The organism is Pseudomonas flexibilis (assembly GCF_000806415.1).
Lineage (GTDB): Bacteria > Pseudomonadota > Gammaproteobacteria > Pseudomonadales > Pseudomonadaceae > Serpens > Serpens flexibilis.
This window is the reverse complement of the sequence record NZ_JTAK01000004.1, coordinates 158,218-172,744: the sequence shown is the minus strand read 5'-3', so window position 1 is coordinate 172,744 and position 14,527 is coordinate 158,218. Positions and strand designations below refer to the sequence as shown.

12 protein-coding genes are annotated in these 14,527 nt (G+C 66.4%); 11 read left to right on the top strand and 1 reads right to left on the bottom strand.

The genetic code is table 11. The annotated features are described in order from the left end of the window. Positions 1 to 56: 56 nt before the first annotated feature. The 9 genes from rnr (at position 57) to PT85_RS09995 (ending at position 10,961) form a co-directional block, all read left to right on the top strand. The gene (gene rnr, locus PT85_RS10035) at positions 57 to 2,888 is read left to right on the top strand and encodes a ribonuclease R (protein WP_051587331.1); all 2,832 of its coding nucleotides are present in this window, start codon (positions 57 to 59) and stop codon (positions 2,886 to 2,888) included. After that, positions 2,885 to 3,631 carry a 23S rRNA (guanosine(2251)-2'-O)-methyltransferase RlmB gene (gene rlmB, locus PT85_RS10030; protein ID WP_039606578.1) on the top strand — a complete coding sequence of 249 codons (747 nt, stop codon included), beginning with the start codon at positions 2,885 to 2,887 and terminating at the stop codon, positions 3,629 to 3,631. The genes rnr and rlmB overlap by 4 nt, the downstream gene beginning before the upstream one ends. 173 nt (positions 3,632 to 3,804) lie before the next feature. Next, entirely contained in the window at positions 3,805 to 4,218 is a 414-nt protein-coding gene (rpsF, locus tag PT85_RS10025) for a 30S ribosomal protein S6 (protein ID WP_027589449.1), read from the top strand. Between the two features lie 28 nt (positions 4,219 to 4,246). Beyond that, positions 4,247 to 4,477, top strand: coding sequence for a 30S ribosomal protein S18 (gene rpsR / locus PT85_RS10020; protein ID WP_003452992.1), 231 nt, complete (start codon positions 4,247 to 4,249; stop codon positions 4,475 to 4,477). A 37-nt stretch (positions 4,478 to 4,514) separates the two neighbouring features. Beyond that, positions 4,515 to 5,399, top strand: coding sequence for a YybS family protein (locus PT85_RS10015; protein WP_027589450.1), 885 nt, complete (start codon positions 4,515 to 4,517; stop codon positions 5,397 to 5,399). A gap of 21 nt (positions 5,400 to 5,420) precedes the next feature. Further along, positions 5,421 to 5,867, top strand: coding sequence for a 50S ribosomal protein L9 (gene rplI / locus PT85_RS10010; RefSeq protein ID WP_027589451.1), 447 nt, complete (start codon positions 5,421 to 5,423; stop codon positions 5,865 to 5,867). Between the two features lie 113 nt (positions 5,868 to 5,980). Further along, entirely contained in the window at positions 5,981 to 7,378 is a 1,398-nt protein-coding gene (gene dnaB, locus PT85_RS10005) for a replicative DNA helicase (protein ID WP_027589452.1), read from the top strand. A gap of 109 nt (positions 7,379 to 7,487) precedes the next feature. After that, positions 7,488 to 8,564 carry an alanine racemase gene (gene alr, locus PT85_RS10000; RefSeq protein WP_039606577.1) on the top strand — a complete coding sequence of 359 codons (1,077 nt, stop codon included), beginning with the start codon at positions 7,488 to 7,490 and terminating at the stop codon, positions 8,562 to 8,564. A 99-nt stretch (positions 8,565 to 8,663) separates the two neighbouring features. Then, positions 8,664 to 10,961 carry a YgiQ family radical SAM protein gene (locus tag PT85_RS09995; RefSeq protein ID WP_039606576.1) on the top strand — a complete coding sequence of 766 codons (2,298 nt, stop codon included), beginning with the start codon at positions 8,664 to 8,666 and terminating at the stop codon, positions 10,959 to 10,961. Between the two features lie 136 nt (positions 10,962 to 11,097). Here PT85_RS09995 and PT85_RS09990 read toward each other — a convergent pair whose 3' ends face one another. Beyond that, complete coding sequence (locus tag PT85_RS09990) at positions 11,098 to 12,111, bottom strand: DUF5924 family protein (protein WP_039606575.1); 1,014 nt, start codon at positions 12,109 to 12,111, stop codon at positions 11,098 to 11,100. A 313-nt stretch (positions 12,112 to 12,424) separates the two neighbouring features. Here PT85_RS09990 and azu point away from each other — a divergent pair, with 313 nt between their 5' ends. Both azu and PT85_RS09980 read left to right on the top strand, forming a co-directional pair. Continuing rightward, positions 12,425 to 12,874 (top strand): azurin, encoded by a 450-nt coding sequence (gene azu / locus PT85_RS09985; RefSeq protein WP_027589903.1) that lies wholly within the window; start codon positions 12,425 to 12,427, stop codon positions 12,872 to 12,874. Between the two features lie 533 nt (positions 12,875 to 13,407). Then, the gene (locus PT85_RS09980; protein WP_027589902.1) at positions 13,408 to 14,502 is read left to right on the top strand and encodes a flavin reductase family protein; all 1,095 of its coding nucleotides are present in this window, start codon (positions 13,408 to 13,410) and stop codon (positions 14,500 to 14,502) included. Positions 14,503 to 14,527 lie beyond the last annotated feature (25 nt).

Sequence of the window (14,527 nt, the reverse complement as noted above, 5' to 3'; positions counted from 1 at the left end):
GCGCTTCAATAGACAGAGGGCCCGTTCCGCCCTCACACAGAAGGTGATTTTTCTTAATGGCCGATTGGCAATCCCTCGATCCCGAGGCCGTCCGCGAGGCGGAGAAGTACGATAACCCCATCCCCAGTCGTGAACTGATCCTGATGCGACTGGATGAGCGTGGCGCCCCGGCGACCCGCGAGCAACTGATCGAAGAGTTCGGTCTGACCACCGAAGAGCAGCTCGAAGCGCTGCGTCGCCGTCTGCGCGCCATGGAGCGCGATGGCCAACTGGTCTACACCCGGCGCGGCGCCTATGCCCCGGTGGACAAGCTGGACCTGATCCGTGGTCGGGTCAGCGGGCATCGCGATGGCTTTGGATTCCTCATTCCCGAGGACGGCAGCGACGACCTGTTCCTCAGCCCGGCGCAGATGCGCCTGGTGTTCGACGGCGACCGCGTGCTGGCCCGTGTGGCGGGCTTCGACCGTCGCGGCCGGCGCGAAGGCGCCATCGCCGAAATTCTCGAACGCGCCCACGAGGTGCTGGTCGGCCGCTTCTTCGAAGAGAGCGGCATCGGCCGCGTGGTGGCCGACAACCCGAAGATCCAGCAGGAAGTGCTGGTCGCGCCCGGCAAGCAGGCCGGTGCCAAGCATGGCCAGTTCGTCCAGGTGCGCATCGAGCAGTGGCCGAGCAATTTCCGCCAGGCCCAGGGCGAAGTGACCGAGGTGCTCGGCGACTACATGGCGCCGGGCATGGAAATCCAGGTGGCGCTGCACAGCTATGGCATCCCCCACGTCTGGCCCGAGGCGGTGGAACAGGAAGCCGCCAAGCTCAGTCCCGAAGTAGCCGAGCGTGACAAGCAGAAGCGTGTCGATCTGCGTCATCTGCCGTTCGTCACCATCGACGGCGAGGACGCCCGCGACTTCGACGATGCCGTCTATGCCGAACCGGCGGAGGGCGGTGGCTGGACCCTTTACGTGGCCATCGCCGACGTGTCCTTCTATGTGAAGGTGGGCTCGGCGCTCGACGAGGAGGCTGCCAAGCGCGGCAATTCGGTGTACTTCCCCGAGCAGGTCGTGCCGATGCTGCCGGAAGTGCTATCCAACGGCCTGTGCTCGCTCAACCCGCAGGTCGACCGCCTGGCGATGGTGTGCATCGTCGATCTGTCGGCCGCCGGCAAGATGACCGGCTATCGCTTCTGCGAAGCGGTAATCCACTCCCATGCGCGACTCACCTACACCAAGGTCAGTCAGTTGCTGGAGCAGCCGAAGAGCGCCGAGGCCGCGCAGCTGCGCAGCCAACTGCCGCAGGTGACGCCGCACCTCGAGGAGCTGTACCGGCTGTTCAAGGTGCTGCTCAAGGAGCGCACCGTGCGGGGCGCCATCGATTTCGAGACCCAGGAAACCCGCATCGTCTTCGGCGCCGACCGCAAGATCGTGGAAATCCGCCCGACCGAGCGAAACGACGCGCACAAGCTGATCGAGGAATGCATGCTGTGCGCCAACGTGGCCACCGCGGCGTTTCTGCAGGAACACGAGATTCCCGCGCTGTACCGGGTGCATGACAGCCCGCCGGCGGAAAAGCTGGAGAAGCTCAAGGGCTTCCTCGGTGAGCTGGGCCTGACCCTGTACCGGGGCAAGGGCGAACCGACGCCCAAGGACTACCTGCGCCTGCTCGATGCGGTGCGTGATCGCCCGGATTTCCACCTGATCCAGACGGTGATGCTGCGTTCGCTGAGTCAGGCGGTTTACAGCCCGGAGAATGTCGGTCACTTCGGCCTCAACTACGAGGCCTATACCCACTTCACCTCGCCGATCCGCCGCTACCCCGATCTGCTGGTGCATCGTGCAATCCGTGGCCTGATCCGCTCCAAGCGGCAGAGCGAGCACGTGGTACGCGTGGGCGCCGCCGCAGTGCCCAAGGCGCGCATCTATCCCTACGACGAGGAGCGCCTGGCGCAGCTCGGCGAAGACTGCTCGATGACCGAGCGGCGCGCCGACGAGGCCACCCGTGACGTGGTGAACTGGCTCAAGTGCGAATACATGCGCGACCGGGTCGGCGAGACCTTCCCGGGCGTCATCACCGCGGTCACCGGTTTCGGCATCTTCGTCGAACTCACGGATATCTATGTCGAGGGCCTGGTGCACGTTACCGGCCTGCCTGCCGACTACTACCACTTCGACCCGATGCACCATCGCCTGGCCGGCGAGCGCAGCGGGCGCATCTTCCGCCTGGGCGACAGCGTCCAGGTGCGCGTGGCACGGGTCGACCTCGACGAGCGCAAGATCGACTTCGAGCTGGTCGCCGAAGCGGCGGCGCAGCGCCCACGCGGCGAGCCGGCGGTTTCTGCGGAGAAGCCTGTCCGGGCGCGCAAGGGCAAGTCACCGGCCAAGGCGGTCGCTCCGGCGCCGGTCAAGGCCGAGAGGCCCAAGGCCACCAAGCCCGTGAGCGAGCCGGAAAAGCCGGCGCGCAAGAAGATTCGTGACCTGGACGACGAGCCGGCCTTCGACTGGCCGGACCCCGAGCCCGAGGCCCTGCCGCGCAAGCGCAAGGTGGCGCCGGGTACCCAGCCGGAACGTCCGGCGATCCTCGGGCATCGCAAGGCGCGTGAGCCGCAGGTCGAGTTGCCGGAGGAAGTACCGGCGCGGCGGCGTTCGAGCGAGAAGCCGGCACTGCTGTCGCGCCGCGTGGTAGGCAAGGTGCAGGTACTTTCCGCCGCCGAACTGGAGGTGCAGGTGGCCGCCGAGGTAGGCAAGAGCCGCGCGGTCAAGAAGGCGCTGCTCGACGAGGCCAAGGGTAAAGGCAAGCGGGCCTCGAGCAAGGCGAAAGACAAGGATTCCGGCAAGGCCGGCAAGAGCAAGAGCGGCAAGGCCAAGCGTGGCGCCGGCAAATCCAAGGCGAAGTCATGAGTGATCTGGAAAAGGTTTACGGCGTACACGCCGTGGAGGCGTTGCTGCGCCACCATCCCAAGCGGGTCAAGCAGTTGTGGGTGGCCGAGGGCCGCCAGGATCCGCGCATCCAGGCGTTGCTGAGCCTGGCCGAGGCGCATCGGGTCAACGTCGGCCAGCGCGAGCGCCGCGAGCTGGACGAGTGGGCCGAGGGTGTGCACCAGGGCGTGGTGGCGGAAGTCAGCCCCAGCCAGGTGTGGGGCGAGAACATGCTCGACGAACTGCTCGAGCGCAACGAAGGTCCGGCGCTGCTGTTGGTGTTGGACGGGGTCACCGACCCGCACAACCTGGGCGCCTGCCTGCGCACCGCCGACGCCGCTGGCGCGCAGGCGGTGATCGTGCCCAAGGACAAGTCCGCGACCCTGAATGCCACCGTGCGCAAGGTGGCCTGTGGCGCTGCGGAGGTGATTCCGCTGGTGGCGGTGACGAACCTGTCGCGCACCCTGGAAAAGCTGCAGAAGAAGGGCTTGTGGATCGTCGGTACTGCCGGCGAGGCGGACAAGGACCTCTATGACCTGGACCTCACCGGCCCGACCGTGCTGGTGATGGGCGCCGAGGGCAAGGGTATGCGCCGCCTGACCCGCGAGCACTGCGACTTCCTGGCGCGCCTGCCGATGGCCGGCAGCGTCAGCAGCCTGAACGTTTCCGTGGCCACCGGCGTGTGCCTGTTCGAGGCGCTACGCCAGCGTCGCCGGCCGGCCTGACCGGCGGAGCGAATAATCGGCGTCGCGCCTTGCCTGGCGCCGGTTGCCTCTCTAGAATGTCGCCCCTTGCCCTGCCGGCAGGCGTTCGCTCGCCTGCGGGGCAAGTCAAGAACGAGACATTCACTCCTTGCCTGATCGCACGCGCGGCAGGCTACAACCCGTAAGGAGCATTTATGCGTCATTACGAAATCATCTTCCTGGTTCACCCGGACCAGAGCGAGCAGGTTGGCGGCATGGTTGAGCGCTACACCAAGCTCATCGAGGAAGACGGCGGCAAGATCCATCGCCTGGAAGACTGGGGCCGTCGTCAGCTAGCCTACGCCATCGACAACGTTCACAAGGCTCACTACATCCTGATGAACGTCGAGTGCGGCGCCAAGGCCCTGGCCGAGCTGGAAGACAACTTCCGCTACAACGATGCCGTGATCCGTAACCTGATCATCCGTCGCGACGAAGCCGTTACCGGCCAGTCCGAGATGCTCAAGGCCGAAGAAAACCGCAGCGAGCGCCGTGAGCGTCGTGAGCGCGTCGAATCCCCTGAGGGTTCCGACGACAGCGACAATGACAGCGACAACGCTGACGAGTAATCACCGGATCTATTGAGGAGCCAAGACCATGGCACGTTTCTTCCGTCGTCGTAAGTTCTGCCGTTTCACCGCCGAAGGCGTGAAGGAGATCGACTTCAAGGATCTCAACACCCTGAAGGCCTACATCTCCGAAACCGGCAAGATCGTTCCGAGCCGTATCACCGGGACCAAAGCCAAGTACCAGCGTCAGCTGGCCACCGCCATCAAGCGCGCCCGCTACCTGGCCCTGCTGCCCTACACCGACAGCCACGGTCGCTAAGACCGTGCCGTCGACGACAGGCGCGAGATAGACAAGCATGCGGGCACTGGCCGACTTCATCATGCGCGGACGCACCCAAGCCATCCTGGTGGTGGCGGGTGGTGCGTTGCTGCCGATGCTGTTCTGGCTGAGCGCCGCCGCCGGCAGCCTGGTGCTGCTGCGTCGGGGGCTGAACGATGCCCTGGGCATCCTCGTCTGGGCCTTGCTGCCGGCCATTGGCTGGTGGTGGTTCGGCGAGCCGCGCACCTTGCTGGTACTGCTCGGCGCCCTCTGCCTGGCCCTGGTGCTGCGCGCCAGCGTGTCCTGGGTGAAGGTGCTGCTGGCCAGTGTGCCGTTGGGCGTGGTGTTCGGTCTGGTGCTCGGCAGCCAGTTCGCGGAGCCGATCGAGGCCGTGGCCGCTGAGCTGCAGAAGCTCATGCCGCAGGTCATTGGCAGTGGCTGGGAACAGCTGTCCGCCGCCGAGCAGGCCCAGGTTCTGGGGCTGATCGTGCCGGTGCTCACCGGCCTGATGGCCGCGCTGCTGCAGATCGTCACCCTGCTGTGCCTGCTGCTCGGGCGCTACTGGCAGGCGGCACTGTACAACCCCGGCGGTTTTGGCGAGGAATTCCGCGCCCTGCGACTGCCGCTGTGGATGACCGTGCCGCTGGTGGCCGGCATGCTGCTGGGTCCGAGCCTGGGCCTGCCCATGCTGGCGCCGCTGTGCAGTGTGCCGCTGGTGTTCGCCGGTATTGCCCTGGTGCATGGACTGGTCGCCGCCCAGCGTCTCGGACGCTTCTGGCTGGTGGGCCTGTACGTCACCCTGGTGCTGTTCATGCAACTGGTCTATCCGCTACTGATGGTGCTTGCCATCGTCGACAGTCTGTTTGATTTTCGCGGCCGCGTGCCCCGCAAGGGTTCCGGGCCTGCGAACGGTGAAGGTTAAAAGTTAAGAGGTAAGACTCAAATGGAAGTCATCCTGCTGGAAAAAATTGCCAACCTCGGCAACCTGGGCGACAAGGTCAAAGTTCGCAGCGGTTACGGTCGTAACTACCTGATGCCGCAAGGCAAGGCCACCCCGGCTACCGCCGAGAACGTGGCTGCGTTCGAAGCCCGTCGCGCCGAGCTGGAAAAGGCTGCTGCCGAGAAGAAGGCCGCTGCCGAAGCCCGCGCCGCTCAGCTGAACGAGCTGGAAGTGACCATCACCGCCGTTGCTGGCGATGAAGGCAAGCTGTTCGGTTCCATCGGCACCGCCGACATCGCCGACGCCCTGACCGCCTCTGGCGTGGAAGTGGCCAAGAGCGAAGTGCGTCTGCCCAACGGCACCATTCGCCAGGTTGGCGAATACGACGTCGCGCTGCACCTGCACACCGACGTCGAGGCCAGCGTCCGTCTGGTCGTGGTCGCCGGCTAAGGTCGACGAACTGTCTGGCCCCTTGCGGGGTCGGACGCGTAACATCAGGCACGTTTCGCTCAAGCGGAACGTGCCTGTTGTTTTTCTGCCGCAGCAAAACGTTGTCGAGACCCATGAACGAAATCAGCCTACCCGAGCAGTACGACCTGGAAACCGCGGCCCTCAAGGTGCCCCCGCATTCCATCGAGGCCGAGCAAGCCGTGCTGGGTGGCCTGATGCTGGACAACGACGCCTGGGAACGGGTCGCTGACCAGGTTTCGGATGGCGACTTCTACCGCCATGACCATCGCCTGATCTTCCGTGCCGTCCACGTGCTGGCCGAGCGCAACATGCCGTTCGACGTGGTGACTCTGTCCGAGCAACTGGACAAGGAAGGCCACCTGAACCAGGTCGGCGGCCTGGCCTACCTGGGCGAACTGGCCAAGAACACGCCCTCAGTGGCCAATATCAAGGCCTACGCGGCGATCATTCGCGAGCGGGCCACCCTGCGCAAGCTGATCAGCGTCAGCAGCGAGATCGCCGACAGCGCCTATGCCCCGCAAGGCCGCAACGGCGACGAGATCCTCGACGAGGCCGAGCGCAAGATTTTCGAGATCGCCGAGGCACGCCCCAAGAGCGGCGGCCCGGTGGGCCTCAACGACATCCTCGCCAAGGCCATCGACCGCATCGACACGCTGTTCAACAGCACCGACGCCATCACCGGCCTGACCACCGGCTTCTCCGACCTGGACGATAAGACCAGCGGCCTGCAGGCCGCCGACCTGGTGATCGTGGCCGGCCGTCCGTCGATGGGCAAGACCACCTTCGCCATGAACCTGGTGGAGAACGCCCTGCTGCGTAGCGACAAGGCGATCCTCGTCTACTCGCTGGAAATGCCTGCCGATTCCATCGTCATCCGTATGCTCGCCTCGCTGGGGCGCATCGATCAGACCAAGGTGCGCACCGGCAAGCTGGACGACGACGACTGGCCGCGCCTGACCTCGGCGGTCAACCTGCTCAACGACCGCAAGCTGTTCATCGACGACACCGCCGGCATCAGCCCCTCGGAAATGCGCGCGCGCACCCGCCGGGTGGCCCGCGAGCACGGCGAGATCGGCCTGATCATGGTCGACTACCTGCAGCTGATGCGCATCCCCGGCTCCAGCGGCGACAACCGGGTCAACGAGATCTCGGAAATCTCCCGCTCGCTCAAGGCGCTGGCCAAGGAATTCAACTGCCCGGTAGTGGCGCTCTCGCAGCTCAACCGCTCGCTGGAACAGCGGCCCAACAAGCGCCCGGTCAACTCCGACCTGCGCGAGTCCGGGGCCATCGAGCAGGACGCCGACATCATCATGTTCGTCTACCGGGACGAGGTGTATCACCCGGAAACCGAGCACAAGGGCATCGCCGAAATCATCATCGGCAAGCAGCGTAACGGGCCGATCGGCACGGTGCGCCTGGCCTTCCTCGGTCGCTATTCGCGCTTCGAGAACCTGGCGCCGGGTAGCTACCAGTTCGACGACGACGAATAACCCGCCAGCGTCCGGCCGGCGAGGGCGTCGCCGCGCCGCTTTCGCCTTGCGGGCCCGGCTGTGAGGAGTAAGCTTTCCCGGGTCTTTTTCCGCTGCACAGGATTTTCCCATGCGCCCCCTCGTCGCCACGGTCGATCTGGCCGCCATCCGTCACAACTACGCCCAGGCCAAGCGCTGTGCGCCGGGGCGGCGCGCCCTGGCGGTGGTCAAGGCCGATGCCTACGGTCACGGCGCGGCCATGGTGGCGACGGCGCTGGCCGAGGAGGCCGACGGGTTCGCCGTGTGCTGTGTGGAGGAGGCCCGCGTGGTGCGCGCCAATGCGCCCAAGGCGCGCATCCTGCTGCTGGAAGGCTGCTTCGACGAGGAAGACTGGCGCACGGCCGTGGCGCTCAACCTGGATGTGGCGGTGCAGGGCACTGAGCAGGCCGAGCGCCTGTTGATGCTGCGCAGCGACCGCCAGCTCAACGTCTGGCTCAAGCTGGATTCCGGCATGCACCGGCTGGGCTTCTCCGCCGAGGAGATCCGTCATTGGGCCGAACGCCTGCGCGCCGCGCCGCAGGTGGCCGAAGTCAACCTGATCAGCCACCTGGCCTGTGCCGACGAACAGGGTCACGAGCTCACCGGCCAGCAGCTGGATTGCTATGTCGACCTTCAGGATGTGGCGTTCGACCAGCGCAGTTTCGCCAACTCCGCCGCGGTGCTGACCTTTGCCCCGGCGCACATGGACTGGGTCCGGCCGGGGATCATGCTCTACGGCGCCTCGCCGTTCGCCGGGATGAGCGCCGCCGAGCTGGGCCTCACGCCGGCCATGAGCCTGACCGCGCAGATCATCGCGCTGCATGATGTGCCGGCCGGCGAGGGGGTGGGCTACGGCGCCGCCTGGGTGGCGCAGCGGCCGTCGCGCATCGCCACGGTCAGCTGCGGTTACGCCGACGGTTACCCGCGGCACGCGCCGTCCGGCACGCCGGTGGTGGTGCGCGGCCGGCGCGTGCCGCTGGCCGGCCGGGTGTCCATGGACATGCTGGCCATCGACGTCACCGACCTGCCGGAGGCGCGCATCGGCGATGCAGTGGAACTGTGGGGTGCCCAGCTGTCGGTCGACGAGGTCGCGAAGGCTGCCGGGACCATCGGCTACGAGCTGCTGACCAAGGTCACCGCCCGGGTACGCCGCGAGTACCGATCGTAGGCGCTACCGGCCACTGCCAAACCCGAGCGTCCTTGTCGGACTTGTTCACTTTTTGTGCTATATTCCGCGCCCTTTTTCGTATTGCCCCTGGTTCCGTCCATGACCGCCGTCAAGCCGCTGTTCGACTACCCCAAATACTGGGCCGAGTGCTTCGGGCCCGCGCCCTTCCTGCCGATGAGCCGGGAAGAGATGGATCGGCTCGGCTGGGACAGCTGCGACATCATCGTGGTCACCGGCGACGCCTACGTCGACCATCCGTCGTTCGGCATGGCAATCATCGGCCGGCTGCTGGAAGCCCAGGGCTTCCGTGTCGGCATCATCAGCCAGCCGGACTGGCGTTCCAAAGACGACTTCATGAAGCTCGGCAAGCCGAACCTGTTCTTCGGTGTGGCGGCGGGCAACATGGACTCGATGATCAACCGCTACACCGCCGACCGTAAGGTGCGCTCCGACGATGCCTATACCGCCGGCGGCGAGGCCGGCAAGCGTCCGGACCGCGCCAGCCTGGTGTACAGCCAGCGCTGCAAGGAGGCCTTCAGCGATACGCCGGTAGTCCTCGGCGGCATCGAGGCGTCGCTGCGCCGCATCGCCCACTACGACTACTGGTCGGACAAGGTGCGCCGTTCGATCCTCATGGACGCCACCGCCGACCTGCTGCTGTATGGCAACGCCGAGCGCGCCATCGTCGAAGTGGCTCATCGCCTGGCCGCCGGCCAGCCGATCGAGGCCATCACCGACGTGCGCGGCACCGCCTTCATCCGCAAGGACACCCCCGAGGGCTGGTTCGAGATCGACTCCACGCGCATCGACCGGCCGGGCAAGATCGACAAGATCATCAACCCCTACGTCAACACCCGCGACCTGGAAGCCTGCGCCCTGGAAAACGGCCAGCCGCCGGCCGAGGACCCCAACGAGGCCAAGCCGCTGGTGCTGCTGCCGCACCCGAGCCATGACCGCGAGCGCACGGTGATCCGCCTGCCGTCCTTCGAGAAGGTGCGCAACGACCCGGCGCTGTATGCCCACGCCAACCGCGTGCTGCACCTGGAAACCAACCCGGGCAACGCCCGCGCGCTGGTGCAGAAGCACGAGAACCTGGACATCTGGCTGAATCCGCCGCCGATCCCGCTGACCACCGAGGAGATGGACTACGTGTTCGCCGCGCCCTACGCGCGCGTGCCGCACCCGGCCTACAACGGCGCGAAGATTCCCGCCTACGAGATGATCCGCTTCTCGGTGAACATCATGCGCGGCTGCTTCGGCGGCTGTACCTTCTGCTCCATCACCGAGCACGAGGGGCGCATCATCCAGAGCCGCTCGCACGAGTCGATCCTCCACGAGATCGAGGAGATGAAGAAGGTGCGCGGCTTCACCGGGGTGGTCTCCGACCTCGGCGGGCCGACCGCCAACATGTACCGGCTGGGTTGCAAGAGCCACGACATCGAGAAGCACTGCCGCAAGCCGTCCTGCGTTTATCCGGGCATCTGCGAGAACCTGGATACCAACCACAGCTCGCTGATCGAGCTGTACCGCAAGGCCCGCGCGCTGCCCGGCGTGAAGAAGATCCTCATCGCCTCGGGTCTGCGCTACGACCTGGCGGTGGAATCGCCCGAGTACGTCAAGGAGCTGGTCACCCACCACGTGGGTGGCTACCTGAAGATCGCCCCGGAGCACACCGAGCGCGGTCCGCTGGACAAGATGATGAAGCCGGGCATCGGCTCCTACGACCGCTTCAAGAAGATGTTCGACAAGTATTCGAAGGAAGCGGGCAAGGAACAGTACCTGATCCCGTACTTCATCGCCGCGCACCCGGGTACCACCGACGAAGACATGATGAACCTCGCCCTGTGGCTGAAGGCCAACGGCTTCCGCGCCGACCAGGTGCAGGCCTTCTATCCGTCGCCGATGGCCTCGGCCACCGCCATGTACCACACCGGCAAGAATCCGCTGCGCAAGGTCACCTACAAGAGCGAAGGCGTGGTGGTGGTGAAGAGCGAGGAGCAGCGCCGCCTGCACAAGGCCTTCCTGCGCTGGCACGACCCGAAGAACTGGCCGCTGCTGCGCGAGGCGTTGCTGCGCATGGGCCGTGCCGACCTGATCGGCTCCGCCAAGCATCAGTTGATCCCGGCCCATCAGTCGGCCGGCGATGCGGGCTACCAGAGCGCGCGGCGCAAGAACTCCACGCCGGTCGGCAGCAAGAAGGCCGGGCAGGGCGGCAAGCTGCTCACCCAGCACACCGGCCTGCCGCCGCGCAGCCACGACGGCAATGCCTGGGACAAGCGCGAACAGGCCAAGGCCGCTGCCGAAGCCCGTCGCGCCGAGCAGGCCCGGGCGGGCAAGGGTGGCGCCGGCAAGGGCGGGAAGGGCGGCAAGCCGCAGCGCCCGGTGGCGCCGCGCTAAGCCCGTAGGGTGGACAACGTTTTCCTTGTCCACCATCGCGCCGGTACGGCGCGCGGTGGATCGGTGGGGCGCGATCCATCCTACGATCTGGGCCCCCTGCCGCCGGAACGGCGGCCAAGGCGATGCCTTGACCGCCCTACTCGACGACGAAGCGCACCACCCCGATCAACTGACCGGCTTCGGTCACCACCTGCACCTGCCACCTGCCGCGTGGGTCGGGCGGGAAGTTGCGCTTGTGGGTCCAGGCCCGGTAACCCGCTTCACGGCCGCCCTGGATCGACAGGGTGATGCGGTCCACCTCCTTGCCGCTCAATCTCCAGACGTGCTGGATGCGCTCTGACAGGCCGCGCGGCGCGCTGATCGCCGTGTAGGCGTACAGACCCTCAGCATTCAGGCGTTCCACGCTGACCCGCCGCAACCGTTCGGTAGGTGCCCGCTCGCGCACCTCGTGGGCGATGGCGACCTGGTTCAGCCACAGGGTCGCCGGCGGCACCCACAGCCGTGCCAGCCAGCCGGCGCCGGCCAGCGCCACCAGCAACAGGGGGGCCAGCAGCCAGCGGCGCCAGCCCGTTCCGGTGAGTGCCGCGAGGCTGGGCAGGGCCAGCAGCAGGGCGATGCCCAGCGCCCAGCGGTAGCTCTGCGCGGTGTCCAATTGCAGGATGATCGGCAGCGCGGTGAGCAGCACGGCGAACAGCGTCAGGCTGTGGAACGCCAGGTACAGCCAGCGGCGCGTCGCCAGGCCCCGGTAGTAGATCGGGTCGACGATCGAGACCAGCGCGGCCAGGCCCAGCACACCGGTAAACGCGGCCTGGCCGGTATTCCAGCTGGTGGTGATGAAGAAGAACGGCAGGATAAAGAACAGACTCTCCTGGTGGATCATCTGCGTCGCGTAGTGCAGCAGCGGCGGCGGCAGGCGCAGGCCGAAGCGCCGCTCCAGCCAGCGGTACAGGGTGTGACCCAGGGCCAGCCACAGCCAGCTGACCAGCATCACCACGGCGATCACCTTGGCCAGCCCGGCCTGGCGATCGACCAGCAGAAAGCTGGCCAGTCCGGACACGAAGCCGAACAGCGCGACCAGCCCGGGATAGCGTTTGAGAAAGGCGGTCACCCGCTCGATCAGCGGGTGCAGGGAGTCGATCCAGCGGGGCATGCGGCACACGAAGCGAAACTGACGACCGGATGGCCGCCGTGCCGATAAGACCCCCGCCGGGGTTAAAAGGTTGCGGACAAGCTACAGGGCGTTGCCGCACGCCGCCGAGGCATAGCTGGCCAGCAGGTTGCGCAGCAGTTCTTCGAGACCCATGGGAACGTCCTCCGTTCGGTAACGGCTGCCATGCTAGGCCGCCCCGGTCGCCGCGGCTCGTTGAAGCTTTGCATGGCGACGATAGCCTCGTCGTGGCGACGGAACCCCGCCCGAGTCCATGCGTCTACCGGCTCAACCACTCGCTGACCGGAGAACCCTCATGATCCGTCGACTCGCCCTGGTTGCCTTGCTGTCCTTGCCCGCCGCGCCCCTGTGGGCCGCCGAATGCAGCGTGGACATCGACTCCACCGACCAGATGACCTACAGCACCAACGCGATCGAAATCGCCAAGAGTTGCCAGCAGTTCACCGTCAACCTGAAGCACGTTGGCCAGTTGCCGAAGAACGTCATGGGCCACAACTGGGTGCTCACCCGGCAGGCGGACATGACGCCGGTGGTCAACGAGGGCGCCGCGGCCGGCCTGGATAACGACTACCTGAAGGCCGATGACTCCCGCATCCTGGCGCATACCAAGATGATCGGCGGGGGCGAAAGCACGTCCGTCACCTTTGACGTGGCGCAACTGCAGGCGGATGGACAGTACATGTTCTTCTGCACCTTCCCAGGGCACGCGGCCGTCATGAAGGGTACCGTCACGCTTGTGGATTGATTGCGCTGCGTTCGGGCTGGGTAGGCGGCAGGAAGTTGTCCAGAAAACCTGTGGGCCTTCCTGTGCATAAGTGGCGGGAAACGTGCGGGAAGTCACGCCATTCGGGGCCTCCAGCACTTTGTCCGCTTTTTGTGCAGCGCAGAAAATGTCCACTTAACAAGCGCTTAGCACACTTGAGTGGCGCGAGGAAAGCCTGATCTTTTTCCCCAGAAGCTGTGGATAAGTCTGTGGGTAGCGGGCGGAAAACCGGAGGTGGGCAGCGGCTCCCGTGGCTTGGCCGAGGTTGTCGGTTTTTTGCGCAAGAGCAACCAGCCCGTCGGGCGGATGGGGTCGACGGGCCGGTCGCGGTGCCAATTCCATGGCACGGCGATCATTGTGCATGAACGGTGCCATTACTTTGATCTCAATCAGGTTTGCCAGGGGTTGGCGCCGGGCGGCCTTTGGTTGACCGAGGTGCTTCCAGTGAACAAGTGTTGACTCAAGGCCTGCCCTCTGGCAGTTTGTGCACGCTTGTTCACTCAAATGGATCCTGCATGCCCTCTTTCGTTTTCTCCCCTGCCGGCTGGCTCCAGCCGTTGCGCCTGCTGGTGGCGCACGGCTGGCTGCGCGAAGCCGGCGTGGACGCCTGGCTTGGTGCGCTACGCGCCGACTGGCGACTCAACCGTACCTTCGCGCGCGTGCATTCCCTGCGCTGGGTCGCCGCCGACATGCTGGCGTTGCGCCTGAAGGCGAACCGCAACTGGCCGGGCGCGCGACCCGGTCAGGCGGTGCTGGTGTATGGCGAGCGCGACGGCGTGCGCCTGGCGCGCTGCTACAGCCTGACCGTCGTGCGTGGGCGCGTGCTGGAGCTGGCCATCAAGCGCCAGCCTGGCGGGCGTTTCGCCGATAAGCTGATCGACACCCTCCTGCCCGGCGATGTGCTGGAACTGGGCGCGCCAAGCGGTGAGCTGGAGTGGCCCCGGGACGCCGATTCCGGCGTGCTGCTGCTGGCCGCCGGCAGCGGTATCACCGCCCTGTATGGCCTGCTGCGCGAAGCGCTGGCCAAGGGCTGCAAACAGCCGGTCTGGCTGCTGCATTCGGTGCGCCGGCGCGAACAGCGCGCCTTCGTGCCCGAGCTGCAGGCACTGATGGCGCGCCACCCCAATCTGCGCGTGCAATGGCTGATCACCGGAGAGCCGGCCGGGGAGGGCGAACTGCATGGCCGCCTGGGCGCCGAGCACCTGCGCGATCTGCCGGCCCATTCGCTGCTGGCCTGCGGTCCGCACGGCTTCGTGCAAGGGGCGTTGAGCCTGTGGAGTGCCGAGCCGCGTGCCGGCACGGCGCAATGGGAAGCCTTCAGCCCGCCACCCGCCCAGGTCGCCGGGGCGGGGCAGGCCGTGCGCCTGGAATTCGCCCGCTCCGGTCTGCGCGCCGAGGGTGACGACCAGCGCTCCCTGCTGGAACAGGCCGAGGCCCGTGGCCTCAAGCCCAAGCATGGCTGTCGACAGGGCATCTGTACCGAATGCACCTGCCAGCTGCTGGAGGGCCGCGTGCGCGACCTGCGCAGCGGCCGCGAAACCAGCGAGCCCGGCCAGCCGATCCGCATCTGCGTCAGCGCCCCGCTGAGCGATGTGCGCATCGACCTCTGACCGACCGCTCCCATTCCCTGATTCG